We start from the raw sequence: 21,479 nt of genomic DNA, 5'->3' as shown, positions 1-21,479 counted from the left end.
CGATGAAGCTTCCCGTCTACGGACCCCGTCTGCGCCGCGTCGCCCGCAAGTACTTCGGCTGGCCCTCGCTGCGCCCCGGTCAGTTCAAACCGATGCGTGCCGTGCTGCGCCGCAAGGACACCCTGGTGGTCCTGCCCACCGGCGCCGGCAAGTCGGCGATCTACCAGATCCCGGCGGTGCTGCTGCCCGGCCCGACGGTGGTCATCTCGCCGTTGCTGGCCCTGCAGCAGGACCAGATCCTCGCGCTGAACGCGCTCGGCTCCCCCGCCACCCGCGCCGTGCGGGTCAGCTCGGCCGAGTCGCCGGCCCAGCAGCGCGCGGCGATCGAGGAGATCCGGTCCGGCCGGGCCGAGTTCCTGTTCATCACGCCCGAGCAGCTCAGCGACCCCGACCGGATGGCCGAGGTGCGGGCGCTCAGGCCCGGCCTGGTCGCGGTGGACGAGGCGCACTGCATCTCGGCCTGGGGACACGACTTCCGGCCCGACTACCTCTCCATCGGACACCTGATCAAGGGCATCGGCCGGCCGCCGGTGCTGGCGCTCACGGCCACCGCGTCGCCGCCGGTGCGCGACGACATCATCGCGCGGCTCCAGCTACGCAAGCCCGAGGTGCACGTGTCCGGGCTGGACCGGCGCAACCTGTTCCTCGAGGTGGCGTACTGCCCCGACGAGTCGTATCGGACCCGCAAGCTGCACGCCCTGCTCGACTCGGCGCCGCCACCGGGGATCATCTACGTGGCCACCCGGCGCTCCGCCGAGGAACTCGCGGCTTCCTTGACCGCGTCCGGCTACAGCGCCACCTTCTACCACGGCGGCCTACCGGCTTCCGACCGCACGTCACGCCAGGCCGATTTTCACGCCGACAAAGTGGACATCATGGTCGCCACGTCGGCGTTCGGGATGGGCATCGACAAGCCGAACATCCGATGGGTCGCCCACGTGGCCCTGCCCGGGTCGCCGGACGCGTACTTCCAGGAGATCGGCCGGGCCGGGCGCGACGACCTGGATTCCCGGGCGCTGCTGCTGTGGCGGTCCGAGGACGAGGCCATCCAGCGGTTCTTCAGCGGCGGGGCGCCCGACCTGGTGGAGATCCGCGAGCTGGCGGCGGCGCTGCGTGACGGGGCACAGACGAAGACGGCGCTCAAGGAGAAGACCGGGCTGGGGCCGCGCAAGCTCGGGTCGATGCTCGGCCTGCTGGAACAGGTGGGCGCGGCGACGGCCGGCGACCGCAACAAGTGGACGGTCCCGGTGTTCGCGCCGCTCCCGGCCGCGGCGGCCGAGGCCGCGGTGGACGAGTACGAACGGCAGCAGGTCGTGCAGCGGTCCCGCACCGACATGATGCGCGCGTTCGCCGAGACCCAGGCCTGCCGTACGCAGGCCCTGCTCGCCTACTTCGGCGAGATCATGAAGTCACCCTGCGGGCACTGCGACAACTGCGCCGCGCCGGCCACCGCCCCGCCGGCCCCCTCGTCCGCCCAGCCGTTCAGGGTGCACGCCAAGGTGCGTCACGAGGAATGGGGTCCCGGCATGGTGATGGGCTACGAGGAGGAACGCATGACCGTCCTGTTCGACGAGGTCGGCTACAAGACCCTCTCGGTGCCTGTCGTCGTCGCCAACGACCTGCTCACCGTTATGTAGTCGTTTCGGCCACCGGCTGTGGACGGGCGCAAGAATGTCGGCCCGGGTCGATATGCTGAGTCCGCCGAGGTTGGCAACACGGGGAGGCAGCGGCATGGCAGACGGCGTGGAGATCGACACCGGACAGGTGGGCGATTTCGCCAAGGGAATGCGTTCCGAGGCGGCTACTGGGTTCAACCAGGTCGCCAATCGAGGCACAAGACTGCACTCGTACGGGGTGCCGTTCGGCTCGCGCATCACGATGAGCGACATCGTGCAGCAGGCGAAGGGGCGCTACGCGGTGGCCCTGAGCAACACCGAGGCCAACCTGCGGGCCTACCAGCAGGCGGCGGAGATCTTCGCCGACGTCGCCGACGACATCGCCCGCGAGTTCAAGGGCACCGACCGCAACAACGCCGAGGCCACGGCCCGGGTGAGCGCCCTGATGGACGGCGCGATCGCCAAGGCCAACGAGATCATCGCCGGCGCCCCGGGCGCGCGGAGGGCGGTCTGATGGGCAACTGGGGAAACTACAACCTGCCGGCGATCTGGAGCATGATCGAGCAGGAGAACCAGTGCACCGGCGCCGACCGGGTCCTCGACTGGCAGAACCTGGCCCAGGGCGTCCGTGAACAGCACCGGAGGCTGAAGAAGTCGGGTGAAGACCTCGCCGCGGCCTGGTCGCCGGACACCAACCAGTCCGCCGGCAACTTCTTCCGCTACCTCGACCACCTGGCCAGTTCGATGAGCGACACGCTGACCCGCGCCGAGAACACCCGGCTGGGCCTCCAGGGCGTGATCGAGGCGATCAGCACGGCGCAGATGACGATCCGCCCGCTGGTATCCGAGCGGGCCGACGCCGCCGACGACATCGTGCCGCGCATGGTCGACCACGCCGAGGACGAGTACGACGAGAAGGCCCAGCGGGCGATGGAGCAGGCCGAGCGCACGATCAGCGAACACCTCAACCAGATCGAGTCGCCGGCGATGTTCACGATGAGCGGTGGCGGCGTCGAGCGTGGCGACCCGCTGCAGGGCGATCCGCCTCCCGGCGGGGGCGGTCCGGGCTCGGGCGGCGGGTCCGGTTCCGGCTCCGGGTCCGGCTCCGGCCCGGTCCTGCACGCCACGCCCATCCCGGTGACGGTCCCCAACGATCCACCCGACATCCAGCCGCTGCCCGAGGGCGGGCCGGCTGACGGCGGTTCGGGCAATCCCGGAACGATCCCGGGTTCGACCATCCCGCCGGGGTCGGGCTCCGGGCCCGACCTGGCCGGCGTGATCACCCCGGGCTCGGCGCCGATCGGCGTCGGCAATCCCGGTCCGCTTCCCCCGGCGACTCCGCTCGGCGGTGGCGGCGGTGGCGGCGGGGTGCCGGGGCTGATGACCGGCGCGCTCGGTCTGGCTCCCGGCCTGGGCGGGGGCGCCGGCCTGCCGATGAGCGGCCTGGGTGTCGGTCGCTCCGGTGCGGCCATGGGCCGTCAGCCGGTGCCGATGCGGCAGGGCCTGCCGTCCGGGGCGGTGATCGGTGGCCAGCCCGGCGGCCGCGGTGGTCCCGGTCAGATGATGACCGGGCAGAGCGGGCGCGGGGCCGGCGGCGAGTCCGAGGAAGAGATCCTGCCCGGCGGCGAGGCCGACCAGCTCTGGGGCGTCGACAGCGGCGTCACGCCGGTCATCCGGCCCGACACCACCGAGGCCCGGCACGATCCCGGCCCCGGCGTCATCGGGCGCCGCCCGTGATCCGTCTCCGTCCGGGACGCTCTCTGGTCGCGGCCGCGATCGCCCTCGGTCTGATCGCGGCCCCGGCCGGGCCGGCCTCGGCCGACTCGATCCGGGACAAGCAGTGGTATCTGTCCGCCCTCGACGTCGCCGACGCCCAGCGGATCAGCACCGGCGCCGGCGTCACGGTCGCGCTGGTCGACACCGGCGTGAAGGCGGAGCATCGCGACCTGCGCGCGGCGATCCTGCCCGGCTTCGACGCCACCGGCGACGCGCGTGGCGACGGCCGGGACGACCCCGTCGGTCACGGCACCGAGATGGCGGGCATCATCGCCGGGCGCGGGCATGGCGGCGGCAGCGGCATCCTCGGTATCGCGCCCGGCGCCAAGATCTTTCCCGCCGGCGCGGCCATCGACGGGCCCTCGAACGGCGCGGACATCGCCCGCGCGATCGACCAGGCGACGAAGAGCGGCGCCATGGTGATGAACCTGTCGTTCGCGCGGCCCGCCGGCCAGAACATCCGCGAGGCGATCCAACGGGCCCGGGCGGCGGACATCGTCGTGGTCGCGGGCTCGGGCAACACCGACCGGCCGGCCGCCGACCGGTTCCCCGCTCTCTACCCCGAGGTGCTCAGCGTCGGCGCGGTCGATCGGGACGGCAAGCTCTCGAAGATCTCGGTCACCAACGAGGGGGTCGACATCGTCGCCCCCGGTCAGGACATCGCGACCACCGGCATCTTCAGCTCCGGCTACAGCATCGGCACCGGAACCAGCCCGGCGACGGCCATGGTGAGCGGCGCGGCGGCGTTGATCCGGGCGAAGTACCCCGACCTGTCGGCGGCCGACGTGATCCATCGGCTCACCACGACGGCCACCGACGCCGGGCCGAAGGGACGCGACGACAACTACGGCTTCGGGCGGCTCAACCTGGTGAAGGCGCTCACCGCCGAGGTCGGGCCGGCGCCGGCCGAGAGCGCCGCCGCTCCGGCCGCCTCGGCCGGGGCGCCCGCACCGGCCCCGGTTCCGGTTCCGGACGACGATCCGCCCCAGGCGCTGCCGCTGCGCAAGGTCCTGCCGATCGTGCTCGCCGTCGGGGCCGGGCTGCTCGTGCTGGCCATCGGCATCGTCGTCATCGTGCTGATGATCCGCCGGCAACGCACCTGACGAAGCCGGCTGTCACCACCGGCCGGCCAGCACCACCGGGCCGGCCAGCATCGCCGCGCCGGCCATCACCGCCGCGCTGGCCAGCACCGGTCGGAGACCTGAGAAAGGCCGCCGGAACACCGGCGGCCTTTCTCACACACCTATGACGACGCGTTACGCGCCGGGGCGGTCAACCTCGCCGCGCCAGGCGCCAGTCTCGGAGCCGCCGCGCTCCTCGATGAAGGTCTTGAACCTCTTCAGGTCGCCCTTCACCTGGCGGTCCAGGAAGCCCAGCTTGTCGCCGGCCGTCTCGACCACACCCTCGGGCTCGAAGTCCATCTGGACCGTCACCCGGGTCCGGACGTCGTCCAGCCGGTGGAACGTGACCACGCCGGCCTGCCGGGAACCCTCGGTCGAGGTCCAGGCCACCCGCTCGTCCGGCAGCTGCTCGGTGATCTTGGCATCGAACTCGCGCTTCACGCCGTCGACGTCGGTCTTCCAGTGAGTGGTGGTCGGATCCAGCTGGCGGATCTCCGTCACACCGCTCATGAACTGCGGGAACTCCTCGAACTGGGTCCACTGGTTGTAGGCCGCCCGCACCGGGACGTCAACATCGATGTACTCGGTAACCGTGCTCACTGTGAATCCCTCCTTCACATCGAGAGGTGCCCGGGAAAGATTGACCCAAACCGCCGCGGGTACGGTCCGGACTGTGACAGCGGACGCAATCGTCATCGGGGCGGGCCACAACGGCCTGGTCGCCGCCAACCTGCTCGCCGACGCCGGCTGGGAGGTCCTGGTCGTCGAGGCCACCGCCCAGCCCGGCGGCGCGGTCCGATCCGGCCACGTGACCGCGCCCGGCTACCTCAGCGACCTCTTCAGTTCCTTCTACCCCCTCGGGTACGCCTCGCCGGTGCTCCGCGGCCTCGACCTGCACGAGCACGGCCTGACCTGGACCCAGGCCCCCGACGCGCTCACCCATCTGCTCCCCGACGGCCGGGCCGCCACCATCAGCCGCGACGTGACCCGCACGATGGCGTCCATGGAGGCGTTCGCGCCCGGTGACGGCGAGCGCTGGCGGTCGGCGTACACGGAATGGTCGGAGATCTCGCACCACCTGGTCGGCACCCTGCTCGGGGGTTTCCCACCGGTGCGGCACGGCGCCGCGCTGGCCGGGAAGCTCGGCGTCGGCGGCGCGCTGCGGCTGGGACGCCGGCTGATGCTGCCGGCGCGCAGGCTGGGCGAGGAACTGTTCCGCGGCGAGGGCGCGCGGGTGACGCTGGCCGGCTGCACGCTGCACACCGACCTGTCGCCCGAGGACGCGGGCGGCGGCATGCTGGGCTGGCTGCTGGCCATGCTGGCCCAGGAGAGCGGCTGGCCGGTCCCTGTCGGCGGTGCCCAGCAGATCACCTCCGCCCTGGTCGACCGCCTTCTCGCCCGCGGCGGACGGATCGTCTACGACTCACCGGTGACCCGCGTGCTGATCGCGAAGGACAGGGCGATGGGGGTACGCACGGCCGACGGCGCCAACCATCGGGCCCGGCGGGCGGTGCTGGCCGACGTACCCGCGCCGGCCCTCTTCCTGGACCTGGTCGGCGCACCCCTGCTCCCCACGCGCATGGTCGACGACCTGGACAACTTCCGCTGGGACGGCGCCACGGTCAAGGTCGACTGGGCGGTCTCCGCCAAGGTCCCGTGGACCAACCCCGCCGCCACCACCTCCGGGGTCGTGCACCTGACCGCCGACCTGAACAGCCTGACCCGCTACGCCGCCCAGCTGGCCTCCGACGAGATGCCCACCCGCCCGTTCATGCTGCTGGGCCAGATGACCACGGCCGACCCGTCCCACTCACCGGCCGGCACCGAGTCGCTGTGGGCGTACACCCACCTGCCGTTCCGCCGTTCGTGGAACCCCGATGACATCGCCGAGCACGTGACCCGCATGGAGCAGGTCATCGAGTCCCAGGCCCCCGGCTTCCAGGCCACCGTCATCGGCCGCAACGTCTTCGCCCCCGGCGACCTCGAGCAGCAGAACCCCTCCCTGGTCGGCGGCGCCCTCGGCGGCGGCACCGCGGCCGCCTACCAGCAGCTGTTCTTCCGCCCGATCCCCGGCCTGGGCCGCCCCGACACCCCCATCGACCGCCTGTTCCTGGCCAGCGCATCGGCCCATCCGGGCGGCGGCGTCCACGGGGTGCCGGGCGCGAACGCCGCCCGGGCCGCCCTGGCCCGAGAAAACGCGCTGGCGGGCGGCGCCTATCGAGCGGCGATCAATGCGGCCCACCGAGCCATCTATCGCTGACGATGGTGGACCACCTTTAACCGGCGAAAAACGACAATCGCTCCCGGCGCACTCGTCGTGTCACGCTCGGGTAGTGATGGCAGACGAGCAGAAAGATCCGCACGCGGTCGCTCCCACAATTGTGGAAAAGATTGCCGCATCCTGCAGCTCGGGCAGTTGCCCGACCATCTATCGAACCGACCGGGGAACGTTGATCGTGCAGGGGCACATGATCGAACCCGGCTCGGTCGGCATTTCCGTGTCCGATGGTGAAAAGTTGGTCGAGATCCCTTTGCCTCTTCTCCTGTCGGTCATCGACAACGTCGCCTGAGCGAGGCGCGCGCGTTGTTGCGGATCGTCTACAAGGCGGGAATCCTGAACGATCGCGCGGTGGGCTAATCCCCGCCCTGCCGATCTAGCGCTGACCTCGGCGGGCCTGAACGGCGAGCCGCAGCGCTCGCCACAGCCGGAACTTCCGGGAGCTGTCCGCGGTCGCGATGAGATGAGCCAGAGCAGGTCGCTGCTCCGGCGGCACGAACGTGATGACGACGACGATCGGCAGCACAGCCGAGGCGATCTCCACCGTGAGGAACAACGCGATCAGGACCACGACCGCGCACAACACCGCGAAATTGTTCATCTCCGGGCCTCCAGTCAGAGTGACATGATCAGAGCGACGGCAAGAAAGAACAGCCCGGCGCAGGCCCCGATGGCGACGATCGCGGCGGCGGCCGCCGCCTGCACCAGCTCACCGAGCGCGGCAACCGCTCGCGGGACCAGCCGGACGGACATCAGGAGACAGAAACCGGCGAGGCCGAGAAGGACGACGATGCCGGCACCCGGCGCGATCGCTTCGATGGGCCCGAGGTTCAAAAGCATGAATGAGCCTGATTGAGACAGGACTGATCTTGCATAGGACGAGCAGGTTTGCATACGGTGCGCCCGTGACCAATGCTGGCCTGGCACATGAGACGTCTGACGACCTCGGTCCAAGGGTCGTGCAAACACCTGCATCAGCGGGACCCGCCCTACCGTGTATCGATCGGGTCGCGGCACCATGATCATCCAGGTTTACCAGGTCACGAGCGCTGCTGCGGGGATCACCGTTCCCGCCGGTGAACTGCTTGTGGAGGTCCCGATCCAACTCATCCGGTCCGCCGCCGCCGACGGCATCGGCTGAACGCAACGAGAGGGGCGAGTCCTTGAGGCCCACGGGATCGGGCTCGTCCAGTCCGGCTGACGAGAGACTCGTCGGACCAAGACTCCAGAGCCACCGCCGCCGGGCCGGCTTGAGCGGACACCAGCTGGCCGACCTGGTGGGAATGACACAGTCCAAGATCTCCCGGATCGAGACCGGAGCCGTTCTGCCGGATCCGGCCGCTGTCCGCCGCATCGCCGACGCGCTGAATCTGCCCTCCGAGGTGGTTGAGCAACTCGTGGACGACGCCGACGGGGAACACAACCGGATGCAGGACCTGCGCACGGATGCGAGCGCTGTCGTCACGCAGAGACAGATCGCCGAACTCGAGCAGAAGAGCAAGTTCGTCCGGTTGTTCAATCCGACCACGATTCCCGGCCTGCTTCAGACCGGTCACTACGCCACAGCAGTGATCATCTCCACGCAGACACTCGGCGCCGCGCCGGGGAAGGTGCCCCCGGAGTCTGAGCTGATGGACGCGGCCGCCGCCCGCATTCGTCGTCGTGAGGTGCTCCAGGAGCGCGCTACCCGGGTGGCTATCGTCATGTCCGAGGCGGCTCTGGCCAATCGCGTGGCCGACGACCACGCGATGCTTCAGCAGATCGAATTCATCCAGGAACTCGCCGCCACCGACCGATTCCGGATCAGGATCCTGCCGTTCACCCAGCGGCTGCCCGGCCCGCTCTCCACCGGCTTCGAGGTGGCTGACGAGCGCTGGGTGGTCATCGACCTGTTCAACACTGCCGTGACATCTCCGGGAGCAGAGGATGTCCGGCGGTACATCAGGGTGTTCGACGAGCTGTGGGAAGCGGCCACCCCCGAGGTGGAACCACTCCTGGCGGAGTACGCGCGGCGGTACAAGTCCTCGACCGGCTGACTGGGGGATACGCTGCGGAAAGGTGGGGTGCAACGGGGCTCATGTTTACGGAATTTGGGTTCGGGCATCTGCACCGCGTAATCGCTGGAGGAGGGGCCCTGTTGCGCATCGCGATGATCTCGGAGCACGCCAGTCCGCTTGCGGATGGTGGGGACGCCACCGGTGGCGCCCAGCGCCGGCACGTCGCCGACCTGTCGGCCGCGCTGGCGGGGCTCGGGCACGAGGTACGGGTGTACACGCGGCGGGACCGCGGCGGGCTCGACGAAATCGTGACGATGGCTTCCGGCGTACGCGTCGTGCATGTTCCGGCCGGACCGGCCGAGACCGTGCCGCCCGACCTGCTCCTCCCGCACATGGGCGACTTCGCGAAGTGGCTGCAGCAGGCGTGGGCCGGCGACTGGCGCCCCGAGGTCGTACACGCGCACTTCTGGACCAGCGGCCTCGCCGCCGTCACCGCCGCCCGGCAGGTCGGCATCCCGGTCGTGCAGTCCTTCCACGAGCTGGCCGACCTGCCCACCACCGCCGGGAAGACGCCGTCGCGGTCGGGCTACGAGCGGGCGCTGGGCCGGGCCGTCGACCGGGTGGTCGCGCAGAGCCAGGACGAGGTGCAGGGCCTGATGCGCATCGGCGTGCCGCGGGCCCGGCTGACCGTGGTGCCGGCCGGGGTCGACAGTGAGCGGTTCTCCCCGGACGGGCCGGTCGCCGATCGTGACCCGGAACGGCCACGGATCCTGTCGGTGGGCCGGCTGGTCGAGCGCAAGGGCTTCGGCGACGTGATCCAGGCGCTGCGGTACGTGCCGGGCGCCGAGATGATCGTGATCGGTGGTCCGCCGCCCGAGCAGCTCGCCTCCGACCCGGCCGCGCGGTCGCTGCGCGCGATGGCCGAGAAGTACCAGGTCGCCGACCGGGTGCGGCTGATCGGTGGGGTGCCGGCCCGGGACCTGCCGGCCTGGTACCGCTCGGCCGACCTCCTGGTCGCCGCGCCGTGGCAGGACCAGTTCGAGATGTCGCCGCTCGAGGCGATGGCGTGTGGCGTACCCGTGGTCGGCACCGCCGTCGGTGGTCTCACCGAGACTGTCGTGGACGGCCTGACCGGCGATCTGGTCCCGCCCCGGGACCCCCGCGCGCTGGGCGGTGCGTTGCGCCGGTTGGTCAACGACAAGGTACGCCGGTTCGCGTACGCCACGGCCGCGCTCGACCGGGCCCGGCAGGCGTACTCGTGGAAGCGGGTCGCCGCCCAGGTCGGCTCGGTCTACTCGGCGGTCACCGGTCGTGGCAAGCCCGCCGAAGAGGAAGCGGTCGCCCAGGTCTGACCGGGTCCACCAACCGGTTGATACCGGCGGCCCGAACGCGTGCCAGGCTCGTAGTCATGGATACGCGCCACGGGTTCGGGCGGCGGGCGATCCGCTGGCTTCCGTACGGAACGCTGGCCGGCTCCACCGTGCTGATGCTGCTCACCGACTTCTCGCAGGTGCTGCCGATCCCGGTCGGGCTGGCCGTGGTCGGCGCCGTGGCGCTGTGGCTGTTCTGGTTCATCACCCTGCATCCGCAGTGGATCGACCGGCCGGCGGTGATGCGGGTCTTCCTGATCGGGCTCTACTGCTTCTTCCCGGTGCTGATCCTGGCCAGCCCGCTGTTCGCGCTGTTCATCTGGAGCGGCTACATGTTCGTGGTGACGGCGCTGCAGGGGCGGCGGGCCCTGGCCGGGGCCGCGCTGGTCGCCGTGTTCAGCGCCATCGGCCAGATCGGTGGCTTCGTCGTCATCGCCGAGCCGGGGGTGCTGCCGGGCTTCCTGGTGCTGCTGGCCTTCAACGTCGTCATCGGCGTGGCGATGACCCGGATGGCGATGTCCAACGACGCCGAGTCGGAACGCCGCCGCCAGATGGTGATCGAGCTGGGCGAGGCCAACACCAAACTGGCCGCCGCGATGCGCGAGAACGCCGGCCTGCACGCCCAGCTGCTCGCCCAGGCCCGGGAGGCGGGCGTGCTGGACGAGCGCCAGCGGCTGGCCGGGGAGATCCACGACGTGCTGGCGCAGGGGCTGACCGGCATCGTGACGCAGCTGGAGGCGGCCGACGCGGCCACCGACCGGCCGGCCGACCACGACCGGCACCTGGCCCAGGCCAGGCGCCTGGCCCGGGACGGCCTGACCGAGGTCCGCCGGTCGGTGCAGGCGCTGCGCCCGCAGCAGCTGGCCGCGGCGGCGCTGCCGGACGCCCTCACCGGGGTGGTCGACGACTGGGCCGCGCTGAACGACGTGCCGGCCGAGCTGATCACCACCGGCACGGTGCGGCCGCTCACGCCCGAGGTCGAGACGACGTTGCTGCGGGCGGCGCAGGAGGCGCTGGCCAACGTGGCCCGGCACGCCGGCGCCTCCCGGGTCGCCCTCACCCTGTCCTACATGGAGGATGTGGTGTCGCTGGACGTGCGGGACGACGGCGCCGGCTTCGACCCGGCGGCGCCCCGGGAGGCGTCCGAGGCCGGCGGGCACGGGCTGACCGCGATGCGTGAGCGCCTGCGCCGGATCGCCGGCACGCTCGAGGTCGAGTCCGAGCCGGGCGCCGGCACCGCGATCTCGGCCTGCGTGCGGGCCGCCGCGTGATCCGGCTGCTGATCGTCGACGACCACCCGGTGGTCCGCGACGGCCTGCGCGGCATGTTCGCCGGCGACGACCGGTTCGAGGTGGTCGGCGAGGCCGGCGACGGGCGGGAGGCGCTCGCCGTGGCCGGGTCGGTGCGGCCGGACGTCGTCCTGATGGACCTGCGCATGCCCGGCATGGACGGAGTCACCACCATCGGGGCCCTGAAGAAGGCGGGCTCGGCCGCCCGCGTCCTGGTGCTGACCACGTACGACACCGACCGCGACGTGCTGCCCGCGATCGAGGCCGGCGCGACCGGCTACCTCCTCAAGGACACCCCGCGCGAGGATCTCTTCCGGGCGGTGTCGGCGGCGCACCGCGGCGAGTCGGTGCTCTCCCCCGCGGTGGCCGGCCGGCTGATCGGCCGGCTGCGATCACCCGCCGCCGAGCCGCTGAGCCAGCGCGAGCTGGAGGTCCTGACGCTGATCGCCCAGGGCGGCACCAACCGGGAGGCCGCCCAGCGCCTCTTCATCTCCGAGGCCACGGTCAAGACCCACCTGCTCCACGTGTACGCCAAACTGGGCGTCCGCGACCGCGCCGCGGCCGTGGCGGCCGCCTTCGAGCGAGGCCTCCTCGGACGCGGTTAGCCCTTCCTGGGCTCGCCGCGGTAGGTGCCGAAGCTCCACAGGTTGCCCTCGGGGTCTTTCATCGCGAACTCCCGGGAGCCGTAGTCGGTGGTCGCCGGCTCGCGGGTGATCGGGGCGCCGCCGGCCTTGACCCGCTCGTGCAAGGCGTCGATGTCGTCGGCGACCACGTAGCAGCCGAAGGTGCCCGGGCGCAGGGCCCAGGTGTCGTCGTCGCCGCGGCCGGTGGCCGAGCCGAGCATGATGCCGCCGCCCAGCGGCCAGGAGAGCTGGCAGTGCTGCACGGTGTCGCCGTCGCCGTACACGGCGGTCTCCTCGAAGCCGACCACGTCGACGAGGAAGCGGATCAGGGCGCGGGCGTCGGTCGCCCGGAGCGTGGGCCACACGGCCGGTGGCGGGGTCAGATCAGTCATGCCTTTCATCCTCGGCGGTGAGGCCGGCGCCGGCTTGGACAAATGCGATCTCGTCGGCGAGCCACCGCGTGGGCGCGACCCCGGCGAACGCGTGGAAGTCGCGGGCCAGGTGGGCCTGGTCGAAGTAGCCGGTGGCGGCGGCCAGGTCGGCCAGCTTGACGCCGGGGCGCAGGCGGCGCCGGGCCCGGTCGAAGCGGGTCACCCGGGCCGCCTCCTTGAGGCCGAGCCCGGTCTCGGCCCGGAACCGGGTGGTCAGGTGGCGGGTGCTCCAGCCGACCTCGGCGGCCAGGTCGCGAACGGTGACGGTGCCGCCGGTGGCAAGCAGGCGCTCGTACGCGTACCCCACATCGGGGTTGATCTTGGAATTGTCGCCGCGCAGGCGCAGGAGGGTCGTGTCGAGCGCGGCGAAGCGGTCGGGCCAGCGGTCGTGGGCCTGGACGGCGGAGCGCAGGGCCGACGCGGCCCGGTCGCCGATCACCGCGGGCAGGTCGACGTCGAGGCCGCCGAGCTCACCGGCGGGCAGGCCGAACAGCGCCCGGCAGCCGAGCGGGTGGACGGCGATCTGCACGCCGGACTGGGCGCCGTCGTGCGCGATCAGGGCCGGTGCGAGGTGCAGACCGCCGAGCAGCGTGTCGTAGGTGCCCGGCGGCTGGCGGCCGTCGGGGTGCGCGCTTACGGTGAGCGGCTCGTCCAGGGTGAGGATGAGCGTGAGGTAGGGCGACGGCAGCCCGCGGTGCAGGCCCGGCGGGAGGCCACGCTGGCGGTAGCCCGAGTACCAGCCGACGAACGGCCGCAGGCCCGGCGCGGGCCGGGCCTGCACGTACTCGTCAACCGTCATACCGCAGTTTGTATCAGCTCAGCGTCTGGGCGAGGTTGTCCCGGAAGTTGCGCTCCCGGTCGGTGACCGCCTCGCCGCCGATGCCGAGCACCCCGCCGGTGCTGGCCGCGCCGACCACCGAGTCGGCGATCTCGACCAGCCAGTGCTTGTAGGTCTCGGCGTCCGCCGGGGTCGCCTTGGCGGCCAGGACGGCGTTCACCTCCTTGGCCCGGACGAGCACGTCCCGGGCGTACTCGATCGGGTCGGCCGGCTCGATCACCGGCGGGTCCTCACCCAGCTCGGGGTCGCCGGCCGCGCCCAGCGCCTCGGACGCCACCTCGACCACCAGCCCGCTGGCCGAGGCGCGGGCCTCGGAGATCTTGTCGAGCCCGGCCTCGTTCTCGGCCCGGGTCTTGCGGGCGCCGTCCTGGCTGGCGGCGCTGGCCGCGGTGAGCACAGCCTGCGGCAGGCCGACAAGGAGGCCCCATTCGGCGTCGGTGAAGCCCCATTTGGCGTACAACGGTTCGTCGGTCATGCGGTCTTCTTACCCGACGTCCCCGCTGTTGATTCGCCGGGTCCTGCCGTCGTCGATCCCGCTCTCCGCTAGGGCTCGCGCTCGCGCACGGTGATGGAGCCGGCGCCGGAGGCCAGGCGGATCGTGTAGCGGTCGGTGCTGCGGTGCCAGCCCGGGGCGGTCAGCATGGTGGCGGCCGGGGTGCCGTTGTTGACGGTCCAGGGTGTGGTCACCGCGCCGGCGCCTTCCAGCAGGTTCAGGCGGACGGGCGTGGCCGGCGGCGTGGTCATCTCGACCGTGCCGGCGCCCCGGCGCAGCACCACCGGGACGGTGCCCCAGGGGTGTGGCAGGTTGAGCTCGACCAGGCCGGACGCGCCCAGCTCGACCCGGGTGACCCGCCCCGCCGACAGGTCCAGCTGCTGCTCGCCGGCGCCCGCGGGCAGCCGGACATCCCAGCGGACCCGGCGGTTCAGGACGATCCGCACGATGTCCGGCCCCGTGCCGCCGGTCGGCCGCAGATCCAGCCGCAGCACCCCCCGCCGCACCGTCACGTGCGGCGCCAGTCCCCCGTCGGCCGGCGTGGTGACCCGGTAGAGCAGCCCCGGCATCTCGGCCAGTCGCACCTCGACCCGGGACGCCGCGTCGCCGACCAGTAACGCCGCGCCCGTACGCCCGCGGAGCGCACCCACCACGACACGATCCGTAGCCGGCGGCACCGGCGCCGGCGGCCGGGGCGCCATCGGCGTGCACGCGCCCACTGTCAAGGCGGTGACCAGCGCGAACGCCGATGTCACACGAATGGTTGAGTTACCTTGACTCAGCGCTGGGGGCACCAACGGTCAACGCAGAATCGGCCGAACGGGTGACGGCGAAGCGCCCGGATCGAGCCAGACTGTCCGAATGCGTTCCGAAGGCTTCCTGTCCGCTCGTCAGCGTCGCTTCGCCTGGCTGGGCTTCCTGATCGTCGCATTCCAGGCCCCCCTGGCGGCCCGCCTGGTCGACGACGCCTCCTGGCTCTTCGCCGTGGTCGTGGCCCTGGTCGTGGCCACCGTGATCCTGGCCGACGACGCCACCCGCCGCCGGAGCAGCGCCGAGGCCGCCGAATAGCTTCAACCGAGCTGCACCGGTCGGGAGAACCGTCGGCAACCCCGGGCTCCCTAACGTTCTCTCACATGAATGGCCTGTTCAGCGGCGCTGCCGCCCGCGCTGCCCTGCGCTCCGCCCACGTGTCCCTCGACGAGCTGTCGGCCTCGGTCGGCGTCTCCGGCCTGGCCGCCGTGGCCGCCTCGCCGTCCCTGCTGGCCGCGATCGACCAGCACGCCGCCGGCGTCCGCGACAGCCTGTCCGCGGACGTCAAGGCGCTCACGCCGGTGATCCTGGCCGCCTACGCCGAGGGGGTGCGCGACGCCGCTTTCAAGCACGGCTGGACGCCTCCCACCGGCGCCATCGACTGGACCGCCAACGACTGGGTCCTCCGCCGCCTGCTGGCCGTCGTCACGCTGGCCACAACGCTCTGACGCTCTTCCGCTGACCGGCCATCGCACGTTCCCAGGGCCGGCGCCGATCCTCTTCGGCGCCGGCCCACTCCCATGCCCGACACTTCAAGATCAAGAGCTTGATGTCGTGCCTGGGTGGGTGGTTCAGACCGCAGCTCCCGCCGAGGCCGGGCGCGCGACTCCAAGGCCGTGACCGGCCAGAACAGAGCCGCCCACCCTTCATTCCAGGTAGGTGGTCACCCTCCGGGCGCTCCGCGCCCAACCCCCACCCGCCGCGCCTTGCTCTGAGCGCGTATAGGCACCACGCGTAAGTGACCACCCTCCGAGCACGCCGCGCCAGCCCCTCCGCCACGCCTTGCTCTGAGCGCGTATAGGCACCACTCGGATGATCACGTCTGCCGAGTGGTGCCTATACGCGCTCAGAGCAGAAGGGGCCGGCGGCTCTTGGCGTGCCCTGGCCACGGTTGCCCGCGGCGGGTGTTGGGTCAGCGGCGCTTGCCGGGGCCCGGGGTGGGGCCGGCCTCGGTGGGGTCGTCGTCCGGGGGCGGCAGGACCTGGGTCTCGCCGGCGTTGCGGCCGGGCTGCGGGAGGATCTGGGTCTTCTCGCTCTCGTCGTCGCGGACCACCTCGGCGGTCGGGTCGTCGTCGCGGTCGAAGCCGGGGACCAGGTGCGGACGGTCGTCGACCGGCGGCAGGGACGAGATGACCTGGGTCTGCTCGGCGGCCTCGGCCGCACGCCGGGCCTCTTCGGCCTGACGCGCCTCGGAAGCCTGACGCGCCTCGGAAGCCTGGCGGGCCTCGGCGGCCTTGCGGGTCTCTTCGGCCACGCGGGCCTCTTCCGCGAGGCGGGCCTCGGAAGCCTTGCGGTTCTCCTCGGCCTTGCGGGCCTCGTCCGCCTTGCGCTTCTCCTCGGCCAGGCGAGCCTCCTCGGCCTTGCGGGCCTCGTCCGCCTTGCGCTTCTCCTCGGCCAGACGTGCTTCCTCGGCCTTGCGGGCCTCTTCGGCCTTGCGTGCTTCCTCGGCCTTCCGGGCCTCTTCGGCGCGGCGGGCTTCCTCGGCGAGGCGGGCCTCTTCGGCCTTGCGCGCCTCTTCGGCGAGGCGTGCCTCCTCGGCGAGGCGGGCGGCCTCGGCCTTCTCCTCCTGGAAGGCGCGGGCGCGCTCGCGGATGACGGCCGACTCGGTGCTCATCCGGCCCAGCCAGAACTCCCAGCGCGACTGCATCGGGCGGATCAGGCCGCCGCCGACGCCGACGATGGTGACGCCGGCGATGGTGGCCAGGACGGCGATCAGGACGGGGCCGGTGACCGCGGTGGCGATCTGCACCTGCTCCAAGGCGGCGATCACGCCCAGGGCGATGATCAGCACGGAGGCGATGCGGGCCAGCAGGCGGCCGTAGGGCAGAGTGCCGAGGGCGCTGGCGATCAGGTCGCCGGCGGCGTTCGCGATGGCCGCGGCGACCACGATGATCACGATGGCCACGAAGGCCCGCGGCAGCCAGGCGATCAGGGCGGAGAGCAGGTCGCTGACCGGGTTGGGGCCGAAGACGCCGAAGGCCAGCTGCAGGGCGAAGAGCAGGATGCCGTAGTAGACGATCTTGGCGCACACGTCGCTGGCGGTGATCTTGCTGCCGCGCAGGGCCCGGCCGATCGGGCCGCGGTCGACGGCGCGGTCGAAGCCGATCCGGTGCAGGCCCTTGCCGACGGCCGCGCGCAGCAGCCGGGCCACCACGTAGCCGATGACCAGGATGACGATGAACGCCAGCAGGGCCGGGAGGAACAACAGGACCGAGCGCCACATGTCGCTCAGTCCGCGGCCGAGGCCGTCGCCAGTCATGCGTTTCTCCTAGGGAGAGCCGAGAAGAGTCACAACGACCTTAGGGGTACCGCGCTCCACCCGCAGGATGAAACGGCTGGGGCAGGGCGTACACAAGTGACGAGACCGTCGTACGGTCAGGAATCGGACTATCGGGCAGGAGGGCATCGTCCAAACGGACGAGGCGGGATACTCTTTCCCCATGGCCGGAACCACGTGCGCCGCTTTGCTCCAGGCGCACGATTGGGTTCGTACCCCATTGGGCCCGATCGACTCGTGGGACCCGGTGGTGCGCGCGGCCGTCGAGGTGATGCTGGCCTCCCCGGTGCCCATGGTCTTCACCTGGGGCGACACCCATCTGCTGCTCTACAACGACGCCTATGCGGGGCTGCTCGGCGACAAGCACCCCGGCGCGCTGGGCCGGCCGGCCGGCGAGGTGTTCGGCACGCTGTGGCAGGCGCCGAGCGTCGGCGGCGTGATCAACGACGTCTACCGCAGCGGGCAGCCGTTCCTCGAAACCGAGACCCAGGTGCACCTGCCGCGGGGTGAGCAGGCTTGGTTCACCCGGGGACACTCCGTGGTCCGCGGGCAGGACGGGCTGGTGGCCGGCGTGCTGACCGTCGCCGCCGAGACCACCCAGGTGACCCGGCGGCTGCAGAGCCTCGGTGACCTGACCGCGCGGCTGGCCGGCGCGATGACCATCGACGACGTGGCCCGGGTCGTCCTCTCGTACGCGATGAGCGCCTTTGATGTTGATCATTGCGTGTTCGCGGTCGACGACGGCGCGACCGCCTACCGCTACGTGCGGCGGGTGCGGGGCGAGATGCTGGACGAGGCGGACGAGCGGCTGCCGCCGGTCTGGAAGCGGGTCACCGAGCCGCGGGCGCCGCTGGTGGCGGTGGCCGAGGCGGGGCGGGCGACGTTCGTGGCCGACGGGACGCCGCTGGCCGAGGTGGCCACCGACCGGCATGAGCGCCGGATCCGGGCGCTGGCCGTGCTGCCGTTACGCACCCCGTCGTTGCGTGGTGCTCTGACCATGGGTTTCATCGACCCCCACGCGTGGCTGCCGGCCGAGCGGGCGCTGCTGACGGCGATCGCCGAGCTGGTGGCGCAGGCCGCCGAGCGGGCCCGCCGGTTCGAGGCCCAACATGGCACGGCCCAGCTGCTCCAGCGCAGCATGCTGCCGGAACACCTGCCCGAGCTGGACACGTTTCGCATCGCCGCCCGCTACGACGTGGGCGTCGACGGCAACGCGGCCGGTGGCGACTTCTACGACGCGTTCGAGCTGGCCGACGGCCGGCTGGCGATGGTGCTGGGCGACGTGGCCGGGCACGACGTGCGGGCGGCCGCGGTGATGGGTCAGGTGCGGGCGGCGCTGCGGGCCCTGGCGCTGACCGACCCGGCGCCGCCGAGCGTGCTGGCCGGGCTCGACCGGCTGGTCGGCTCGCTGGGCGCCGAGTCGCGCAACGAAGAGATCTTCGTGACCGTGGTGTACGGCCTGCTGGACACCGAGGACGGCACGATCACCCTGGCCAGCGCCGGGCACCCGCCGCCGGTGCTGCGCCGCGCCGGCGTCTCCGGCGGCCCGGCCACGGCCGAACTGGTCAAGGTTCCGCCGGGCGCGCCGCTGGGGCTGGGCGGGCGCTGGCAGACCGGGGTGGTGACGCTCGAGCCGGGCGACACCATCCTGATGTTCAGCGACGGCGTGGTCGAGCGCCGGGGCCGCCCGCTCACCGACGGCCTGGACGACCTGGTCGAAGCGGCGGCGAAAGCGGTCGGCGGCGACCCTCGCAACATGTGCGCGCTGGCCACCTCGGCGGTGACCGGCTCGACCGACGACGACGTGGCGGTGCTGGCCGTCGAGCGGGCGCTGGCGCTGAGCCGGTCGGCGACGATGCAGGTGGCGGCCGAGCCGACCGGGCCGAGCCGGGTGCGGGCCTGGATGGCCGGCAAGCTCCGCGAGTGGCAGGTGCCCGAGCCGGTGGTCGGCGCCGCGGTGCTGTGCACCAGCGAGCTGACCACCAACGCCCTGCTCCACGCGGGCACCCCCGCGTCGGTCCGCGTCGATCTGACCGCCGAACGCCTGCTGGTGTCCGTGGCCGACACCGGCACCCGGGGCAGCGTCACCCGCGCGCACACCGACGCGCTCAGCAGCCGGGGCCGCGGCCTGGGCCTGATCGAGGAGCTCAGCGACAGCTGGGGCACCGATCCGACGGTTCGAGGTTCGACCGTGTGGTTCGAGATGCTGATCCCGGGATAACCACCGGGGGTGCAACTCAGTGATCTCCTCTTCGCCCTGATCGGGGTGGGTGCCCTGCTGGCCGGCATTCTGCCGCGGGTGCTCGAACGGCGCCCGCTGTCCATGCCGATCGTCTTCCTCCTGCTCGGCATGGCGGTCTTCGCGCTGCCGCTGGGCCTGCCCGAACCCGATCCGCTGGCCCACCCGAAGCTGGCCGAGCACCTGACCGAGATCGGCGTGATCGTGGCGCTGATGGGCGCCGGCCTGAAGATCGACCGGCCGCTCAGCCTCCGTGGCTGGCAGTCGACCTGGCGGCTGCTGGCGATCGCGATGCCGCTGACCATCGCCGCGGTGACGCTGCTGGGCTGGTGGTGGGCGGGTCTGGTGCCGGCCGCGGCGCTGCTGCTGGGCGCCGCGCTCGCGCCCACCGACCCGGTGCTGGCCTCGGACGTGCAGGTCGGCGAGCCCACCGACGAGGAGGACTCCGAGGACGAGGTGCGGTTCTCGCTCACCTCGGAGGCGGGGCTGAACGACGGGCTCGCCTTCCCGTTCGTGTACGCGGCGATCGCACTGGCCGGCGCCGGTGGTTTGGCCTGGACGGCCGAGTGGGCGGTGCGGGACGTCTTCTTCAAGATCCTGGTCGGGATCGCCGGCGGGCTGGTCGTCGGCCGGCTGCTGGGCCGGCTGTTCTTCCGGCCCAAGCGCGAGTCGTTGCGGCTGGCCAAGCACTCCGAGGGGTTCCTGGCGCTGGCCGCGACGTTCCTGGCCTACGGGGTGGTCGAGGTGGCCGGCGGCTACGGCTTCCTGGCCGTCTTCGTGGCGGCGCGGGGCATCCGGTCGCTGGAGCGGTCGCACGAGTTCCACCAGATTCTGCACGACTTCGCCGAGCAGACCGAGCGGCTGCTGACCGTCCTCCTGCTGCTCCTCTTCGGCGGCTCCGTGGTGACCGGTCTGCTCGCCCCGCTGACCTGGCCGGCCGCGCTGGTCGGTCTGGCCCTGGTCTTCGTGGTCCGCCCGCTGATCGGATATGCCTCGCTGATCGGCACCGAAGGGCGACACGCCGAGCGCGGGGTGATCGCCGTCTTCGGCATCCGCGGGATCGGGTCGTTCTACTACCTGGCGTACGCGATGACGCACGCAACGTTCCCACAGTCCGATCTGCTCTGGGCGACCGTCGCGTTCGTCGTGCTCGTGTCCGTGGTTCTGCACGGCATCGCCGTCACGCCGGTGATGCGATTGCTGGATCAGTGGAAGTTAAGAACACGCACGGTAACTGAAACTCGATAATTTCCGACATTGAACCCTCAGATGGTGGCGGAGCGTATTGATTGGCGTATGGTGGTCGACACACGGCGACGTCCACGATGGAGCGAGTCAATGCGGATCAGAGGTTTCGCGCCGGCGGCACCCTGCTGGGTCGAACTGGCCAGTGCAGAGCCGGGCCGGGCTCAGGAGTTCTACGCGAGCCTGTTCGGCTGGGATCCCGCCGGCGATCGCTTCAAACTGGGCGGCCAGGCGGTCGCCGGGCTCACCCGGACCCGGCCGGGCCGTCCCGCCGGCTGGCTGACCTACTTCGCGGCCGAAGATCTGGGCCGGGCCGTGCAGCGGTTCGCCGCCGCCGGTGGCCGCTGCCTGAGCGGGCCGACCGAGGGCCGGGGTGGCCGCGGCGCGGTGGTCGCCGACCCGTCCGGCGCGACGCTCGGGCTGTGGGAGGCGACCGACTTCGCCGGCGCCCAGATGGCCGGCGAGCCCGGCACGATGGCCTGGCCCGAGCTGCTCACCGCCGACCCGGCCCAGGCCGAGCGGTTCTACGGCTCGGCGTTCGGCTGGCTGCTGCGCGACGGTATCGAATGGCTGACCCCCGGGCACGACGCGGTGGCCGGCCTCGCCCCCGGCGGCCGGGTGGCCCGCTGGCGGGCGGCCTTCCAGGTGGCCGACTGCGCGGCGACCATGGCCACGGCGGCCGACCTGGGCGCCGAGGTGGTCATCGCCCCGACCGACATGGGGCTCGGGCTGATCGCCGAGCTGCGCGACCCGTGGGGTACGCCGTTCGCGGTGACCGCCCCGACCTCGCGCCCGGTCGACCTGATGCTGACCTTCAGCGCGATGGCCGGCATGGAGCTGACCTTCCCGGGGTAGG

Annotated in this window: 22 protein-coding genes and 2 pseudogenes; 16 read left to right on the top strand and 8 right to left on the bottom strand. The window is 72.0% G+C overall.

The window, feature by feature from the left end; genetic code table 11:
* Window positions 1-2 precede the first annotated feature (2 nt).
* The 4 genes from AB0M54_RS21845 to AB0M54_RS21830 all read left to right on the top strand — a co-directional run bounded on the left by AB0M54_RS21845 (window position 3) and on the right by AB0M54_RS21830 (window position 4,495).
* Window positions 3-1,637, top strand: a complete 1,635-nt coding sequence (locus tag AB0M54_RS21845; RefSeq protein WP_364473370.1) for an ATP-dependent DNA helicase RecQ — start codon at window positions 3-5, stop codon at window positions 1,635-1,637.
* Window positions 1,638-1,731: 94 nt separating this feature from the next.
* Window positions 1,732-2,130, top strand: coding sequence for a hypothetical protein (locus AB0M54_RS21840; RefSeq protein WP_364473368.1), 399 nt, complete (start codon window positions 1,732-1,734; stop codon window positions 2,128-2,130).
* Complete coding sequence (locus AB0M54_RS21835) at window positions 2,130-3,353, top strand: hypothetical protein (protein WP_364473366.1); 1,224 nt, start codon at window positions 2,130-2,132, stop codon at window positions 3,351-3,353. Before AB0M54_RS21840 ends, AB0M54_RS21835 begins: the two co-directional genes overlap by 1 nt.
* The gene (locus AB0M54_RS21830) at window positions 3,350-4,495 is read left to right on the top strand and encodes a S8 family serine peptidase (protein WP_364473364.1); all 1,146 of its coding nucleotides are present in this window, start codon (window positions 3,350-3,352) and stop codon (window positions 4,493-4,495) included. Before AB0M54_RS21835 ends, AB0M54_RS21830 begins: the two co-directional genes overlap by 4 nt.
* Window positions 4,496-4,648: 153 nt before the next feature.
* Here the strand turns inward: AB0M54_RS21830 and AB0M54_RS21825 are convergent, their stop codons facing one another.
* Window positions 4,649-5,113: an SRPBCC family protein gene (locus AB0M54_RS21825; RefSeq protein ID WP_364473362.1), complete on the bottom strand. Its 465-nt coding sequence runs from the start codon at window positions 5,111-5,113 to the stop codon at window positions 4,649-4,651.
* Window positions 5,114-5,186: 73 nt separating this feature from the next.
* On the opposite strand from AB0M54_RS21825, the gene AB0M54_RS21820 reads away from it, so the two are divergent.
* Entirely contained in the window at window positions 5,187-6,773 is a 1,587-nt protein-coding gene (locus AB0M54_RS21820; RefSeq protein ID WP_364473360.1) for an NAD(P)/FAD-dependent oxidoreductase, read from the top strand.
* Window positions 6,774-6,849: 76 nt separating this feature from the next.
* Window positions 6,850-7,083, top strand: a complete 234-nt coding sequence (locus AB0M54_RS21815) for a hypothetical protein (protein WP_364473544.1) — start codon at window positions 6,850-6,852, stop codon at window positions 7,081-7,083.
* Window positions 7,084-7,167: 84 nt separating this feature from the next.
* Here the strand turns inward: AB0M54_RS21815 and AB0M54_RS21810 are convergent, their stop codons facing one another.
* Both AB0M54_RS21810 and AB0M54_RS21805 read right to left on the bottom strand, forming a co-directional pair.
* Window positions 7,168-7,392, bottom strand: a complete 225-nt coding sequence (locus AB0M54_RS21810; protein WP_364323405.1) for a hypothetical protein — start codon at window positions 7,390-7,392, stop codon at window positions 7,168-7,170.
* A 14-nt stretch (window positions 7,393-7,406) separates the two neighbouring features.
* The gene (locus tag AB0M54_RS21805; protein WP_364323403.1) at window positions 7,407-7,631 is read right to left on the bottom strand and encodes a hypothetical protein; all 225 of its coding nucleotides are present in this window, start codon (window positions 7,629-7,631) and stop codon (window positions 7,407-7,409) included.
* A gap of 236 nt (window positions 7,632-7,867) precedes the next feature.
* Here AB0M54_RS21805 and AB0M54_RS21800 point away from each other — a divergent pair.
* The 5 genes and pseudogenes from AB0M54_RS21800 to AB0M54_RS21780 form a co-directional block, all read left to right on the top strand.
* Window positions 7,868-8,176 (top strand): annotated as a pseudogene (locus tag AB0M54_RS21800) (helix-turn-helix transcriptional regulator); the annotation flags it as partial.
* Between the two features lie 12 nt (window positions 8,177-8,188).
* Window positions 8,189-8,827 carry a DUF5753 domain-containing protein gene (locus AB0M54_RS21795; protein WP_364473543.1) on the top strand — a complete coding sequence of 213 codons (639 nt, stop codon included), beginning with the start codon at window positions 8,189-8,191 and terminating at the stop codon, window positions 8,825-8,827.
* Window positions 8,828-8,928: 101 nt separating this feature from the next.
* Complete coding sequence (locus AB0M54_RS21790; protein ID WP_364323399.1) at window positions 8,929-10,140, top strand: glycosyltransferase; 1,212 nt, start codon at window positions 8,929-8,931, stop codon at window positions 10,138-10,140.
* A gap of 56 nt (window positions 10,141-10,196) precedes the next feature.
* A complete protein-coding gene (locus AB0M54_RS21785; RefSeq protein WP_364473358.1) occupies window positions 10,197-11,429 on the top strand; it encodes a sensor histidine kinase in 1,233 nt (410 codons plus the stop codon).
* On the top strand, window positions 11,426-12,052 hold the full coding sequence (locus AB0M54_RS21780; protein WP_364323394.1) for a response regulator transcription factor: 627 nt from the start codon (window positions 11,426-11,428) through the stop codon (window positions 12,050-12,052). The genes AB0M54_RS21785 and AB0M54_RS21780 overlap by 4 nt, the downstream gene beginning before the upstream one ends.
* On the opposite strand, the gene AB0M54_RS21775 is transcribed toward AB0M54_RS21780, so the two are convergent.
* From AB0M54_RS21775 to AB0M54_RS21760, 4 genes are all read right to left on the bottom strand, one after another.
* Window positions 12,049-12,462, bottom strand: coding sequence for a VOC family protein (locus AB0M54_RS21775; protein ID WP_364323392.1), 414 nt, complete (start codon window positions 12,460-12,462; stop codon window positions 12,049-12,051). The two genes, AB0M54_RS21780 and AB0M54_RS21775, sit on opposite strands and share 4 nt — an antisense overlap.
* The gene (locus AB0M54_RS21770) at window positions 12,455-13,300 is read right to left on the bottom strand and encodes a helix-turn-helix domain-containing protein (RefSeq protein WP_364473356.1); all 846 of its coding nucleotides are present in this window, start codon (window positions 13,298-13,300) and stop codon (window positions 12,455-12,457) included. The genes AB0M54_RS21775 and AB0M54_RS21770 overlap by 8 nt, the downstream gene beginning before the upstream one ends.
* Window positions 13,301-13,313: 13 nt before the next feature.
* Window positions 13,314-13,814 carry a hypothetical protein gene (locus tag AB0M54_RS21765; protein WP_364473354.1) on the bottom strand — a complete coding sequence of 167 codons (501 nt, stop codon included), beginning with the start codon at window positions 13,812-13,814 and terminating at the stop codon, window positions 13,314-13,316.
* Between the two features lie 68 nt (window positions 13,815-13,882).
* On the bottom strand, window positions 13,883-14,482 hold the full coding sequence (locus AB0M54_RS21760) for a hypothetical protein (protein WP_364473352.1): 600 nt from the start codon (window positions 14,480-14,482) through the stop codon (window positions 13,883-13,885).
* Window positions 14,483-14,693: 211 nt separating this feature from the next.
* Here AB0M54_RS21760 and AB0M54_RS21755 point away from each other — a divergent pair, with 211 nt between their 5' ends.
* Together AB0M54_RS21755 and AB0M54_RS21750 are read left to right on the top strand one after the other, a co-directional pair.
* Complete coding sequence (locus AB0M54_RS21755) at window positions 14,694-14,900, top strand: hypothetical protein (RefSeq protein WP_364323384.1); 207 nt, start codon at window positions 14,694-14,696, stop codon at window positions 14,898-14,900.
* A 65-nt stretch (window positions 14,901-14,965) separates the two neighbouring features.
* On the top strand, window positions 14,966-15,310 hold the full coding sequence (locus tag AB0M54_RS21750; RefSeq protein WP_364323382.1) for a DUF6401 family natural product biosynthesis protein: 345 nt from the start codon (window positions 14,966-14,968) through the stop codon (window positions 15,308-15,310).
* Between the two features lie 1,124 nt (window positions 15,311-16,434).
* On the opposite strand, the pseudogene AB0M54_RS21745 reads toward AB0M54_RS21750, so the two are convergent.
* Window positions 16,435-17,121, bottom strand: a pseudogene (locus AB0M54_RS21745) (hypothetical protein); the annotation flags it as partial.
* 181 nt (window positions 17,122-17,302) lie between these two features.
* Here AB0M54_RS21745 and AB0M54_RS21740 point away from each other — a divergent pair.
* From AB0M54_RS21740 to AB0M54_RS21730, 3 genes are all read left to right on the top strand, one after another.
* On the top strand, window positions 17,303-19,360 hold the full coding sequence (locus tag AB0M54_RS21740; RefSeq protein WP_364473350.1) for a SpoIIE family protein phosphatase: 2,058 nt from the start codon (window positions 17,303-17,305) through the stop codon (window positions 19,358-19,360).
* A gap of 9 nt (window positions 19,361-19,369) precedes the next feature.
* Window positions 19,370-20,626 carry a cation:proton antiporter gene (locus AB0M54_RS21735; RefSeq protein ID WP_364323378.1) on the top strand — a complete coding sequence of 419 codons (1,257 nt, stop codon included), beginning with the start codon at window positions 19,370-19,372 and terminating at the stop codon, window positions 20,624-20,626.
* 90 nt (window positions 20,627-20,716) lie between these two features.
* Window positions 20,717-21,478 (top strand): VOC family protein, encoded by a 762-nt coding sequence (locus AB0M54_RS21730; protein ID WP_364473348.1) that lies wholly within the window; start codon window positions 20,717-20,719, stop codon window positions 21,476-21,478.
* The last annotated feature ends 1 nt before the right edge of the window (window position 21,479 follow it).

Origin of the sequence: Actinoplanes sp. NPDC051470, from assembly GCF_040682035.1 — a bacterium.
Taxonomy (GTDB): domain Bacteria; phylum Actinomycetota; class Actinomycetes; order Mycobacteriales; family Micromonosporaceae; genus Actinoplanes.
Note: the sequence above shows the minus strand (reverse complement) of the source record. Positions and strands in the feature narration are given on the sequence as shown.

Excerpts from the sequence above, each read along its gene's own strand:
- AB0M54_RS21845 (WP_364473370.1), top strand. The coding sequence starts at position 3 with ATGAAGCTTCCCGTCTACGGACCCCGTCTGCGCCGCGTCGCCCGCAAG.
- AB0M54_RS21840 (WP_364473368.1), top strand. The coding sequence starts at position 1,732 with ATGGCAGACGGCGTGGAGATCGACACCGGACAGGTGGGCGATTTCGCC.
- AB0M54_RS21835 (WP_364473366.1), top strand. The coding sequence starts at position 2,130 with ATGGGCAACTGGGGAAACTACAACCTGCCGGCGATCTGGAGCATGATC.
- AB0M54_RS21815 (WP_364473544.1), top strand. The coding sequence starts at position 6,850 with ATGGCAGACGAGCAGAAAGATCCGCACGCGGTCGCTCCCACAATTGTG.
- AB0M54_RS21810 (WP_364323405.1), bottom strand. The coding sequence starts at position 7,392 with ATGAACAATTTCGCGGTGTTGTGCGCGGTCGTGGTCCTGATCGCGTTG.
- AB0M54_RS21805 (WP_364323403.1), bottom strand. The coding sequence starts at position 7,631 with ATGCTTTTGAACCTCGGGCCCATCGAAGCGATCGCGCCGGGTGCCGGC.
- AB0M54_RS21785 (WP_364473358.1), top strand. The coding sequence starts at position 10,197 with ATGGATACGCGCCACGGGTTCGGGCGGCGGGCGATCCGCTGGCTTCCG.
- AB0M54_RS21775 (WP_364323392.1), bottom strand. The coding sequence starts at position 12,462 with ATGACTGATCTGACCCCGCCACCGGCCGTGTGGCCCACGCTCCGGGCG.
- AB0M54_RS21770 (WP_364473356.1), bottom strand. The coding sequence starts at position 13,300 with ATGACGGTTGACGAGTACGTGCAGGCCCGGCCCGCGCCGGGCCTGCGG.
- AB0M54_RS21765 (WP_364473354.1), bottom strand. The coding sequence starts at position 13,814 with ATGACCGACGAACCGTTGTACGCCAAATGGGGCTTCACCGACGCCGAA.
- AB0M54_RS21755 (WP_364323384.1), top strand. The coding sequence starts at position 14,694 with ATGCGTTCCGAAGGCTTCCTGTCCGCTCGTCAGCGTCGCTTCGCCTGG.
- AB0M54_RS21750 (WP_364323382.1), top strand. The coding sequence starts at position 14,966 with ATGAATGGCCTGTTCAGCGGCGCTGCCGCCCGCGCTGCCCTGCGCTCC.
- AB0M54_RS21740 (WP_364473350.1), top strand. The coding sequence starts at position 17,303 with ATGGCCGGAACCACGTGCGCCGCTTTGCTCCAGGCGCACGATTGGGTT.
- AB0M54_RS21730 (WP_364473348.1), top strand. The coding sequence starts at position 20,717 with ATGCGGATCAGAGGTTTCGCGCCGGCGGCACCCTGCTGGGTCGAACTG.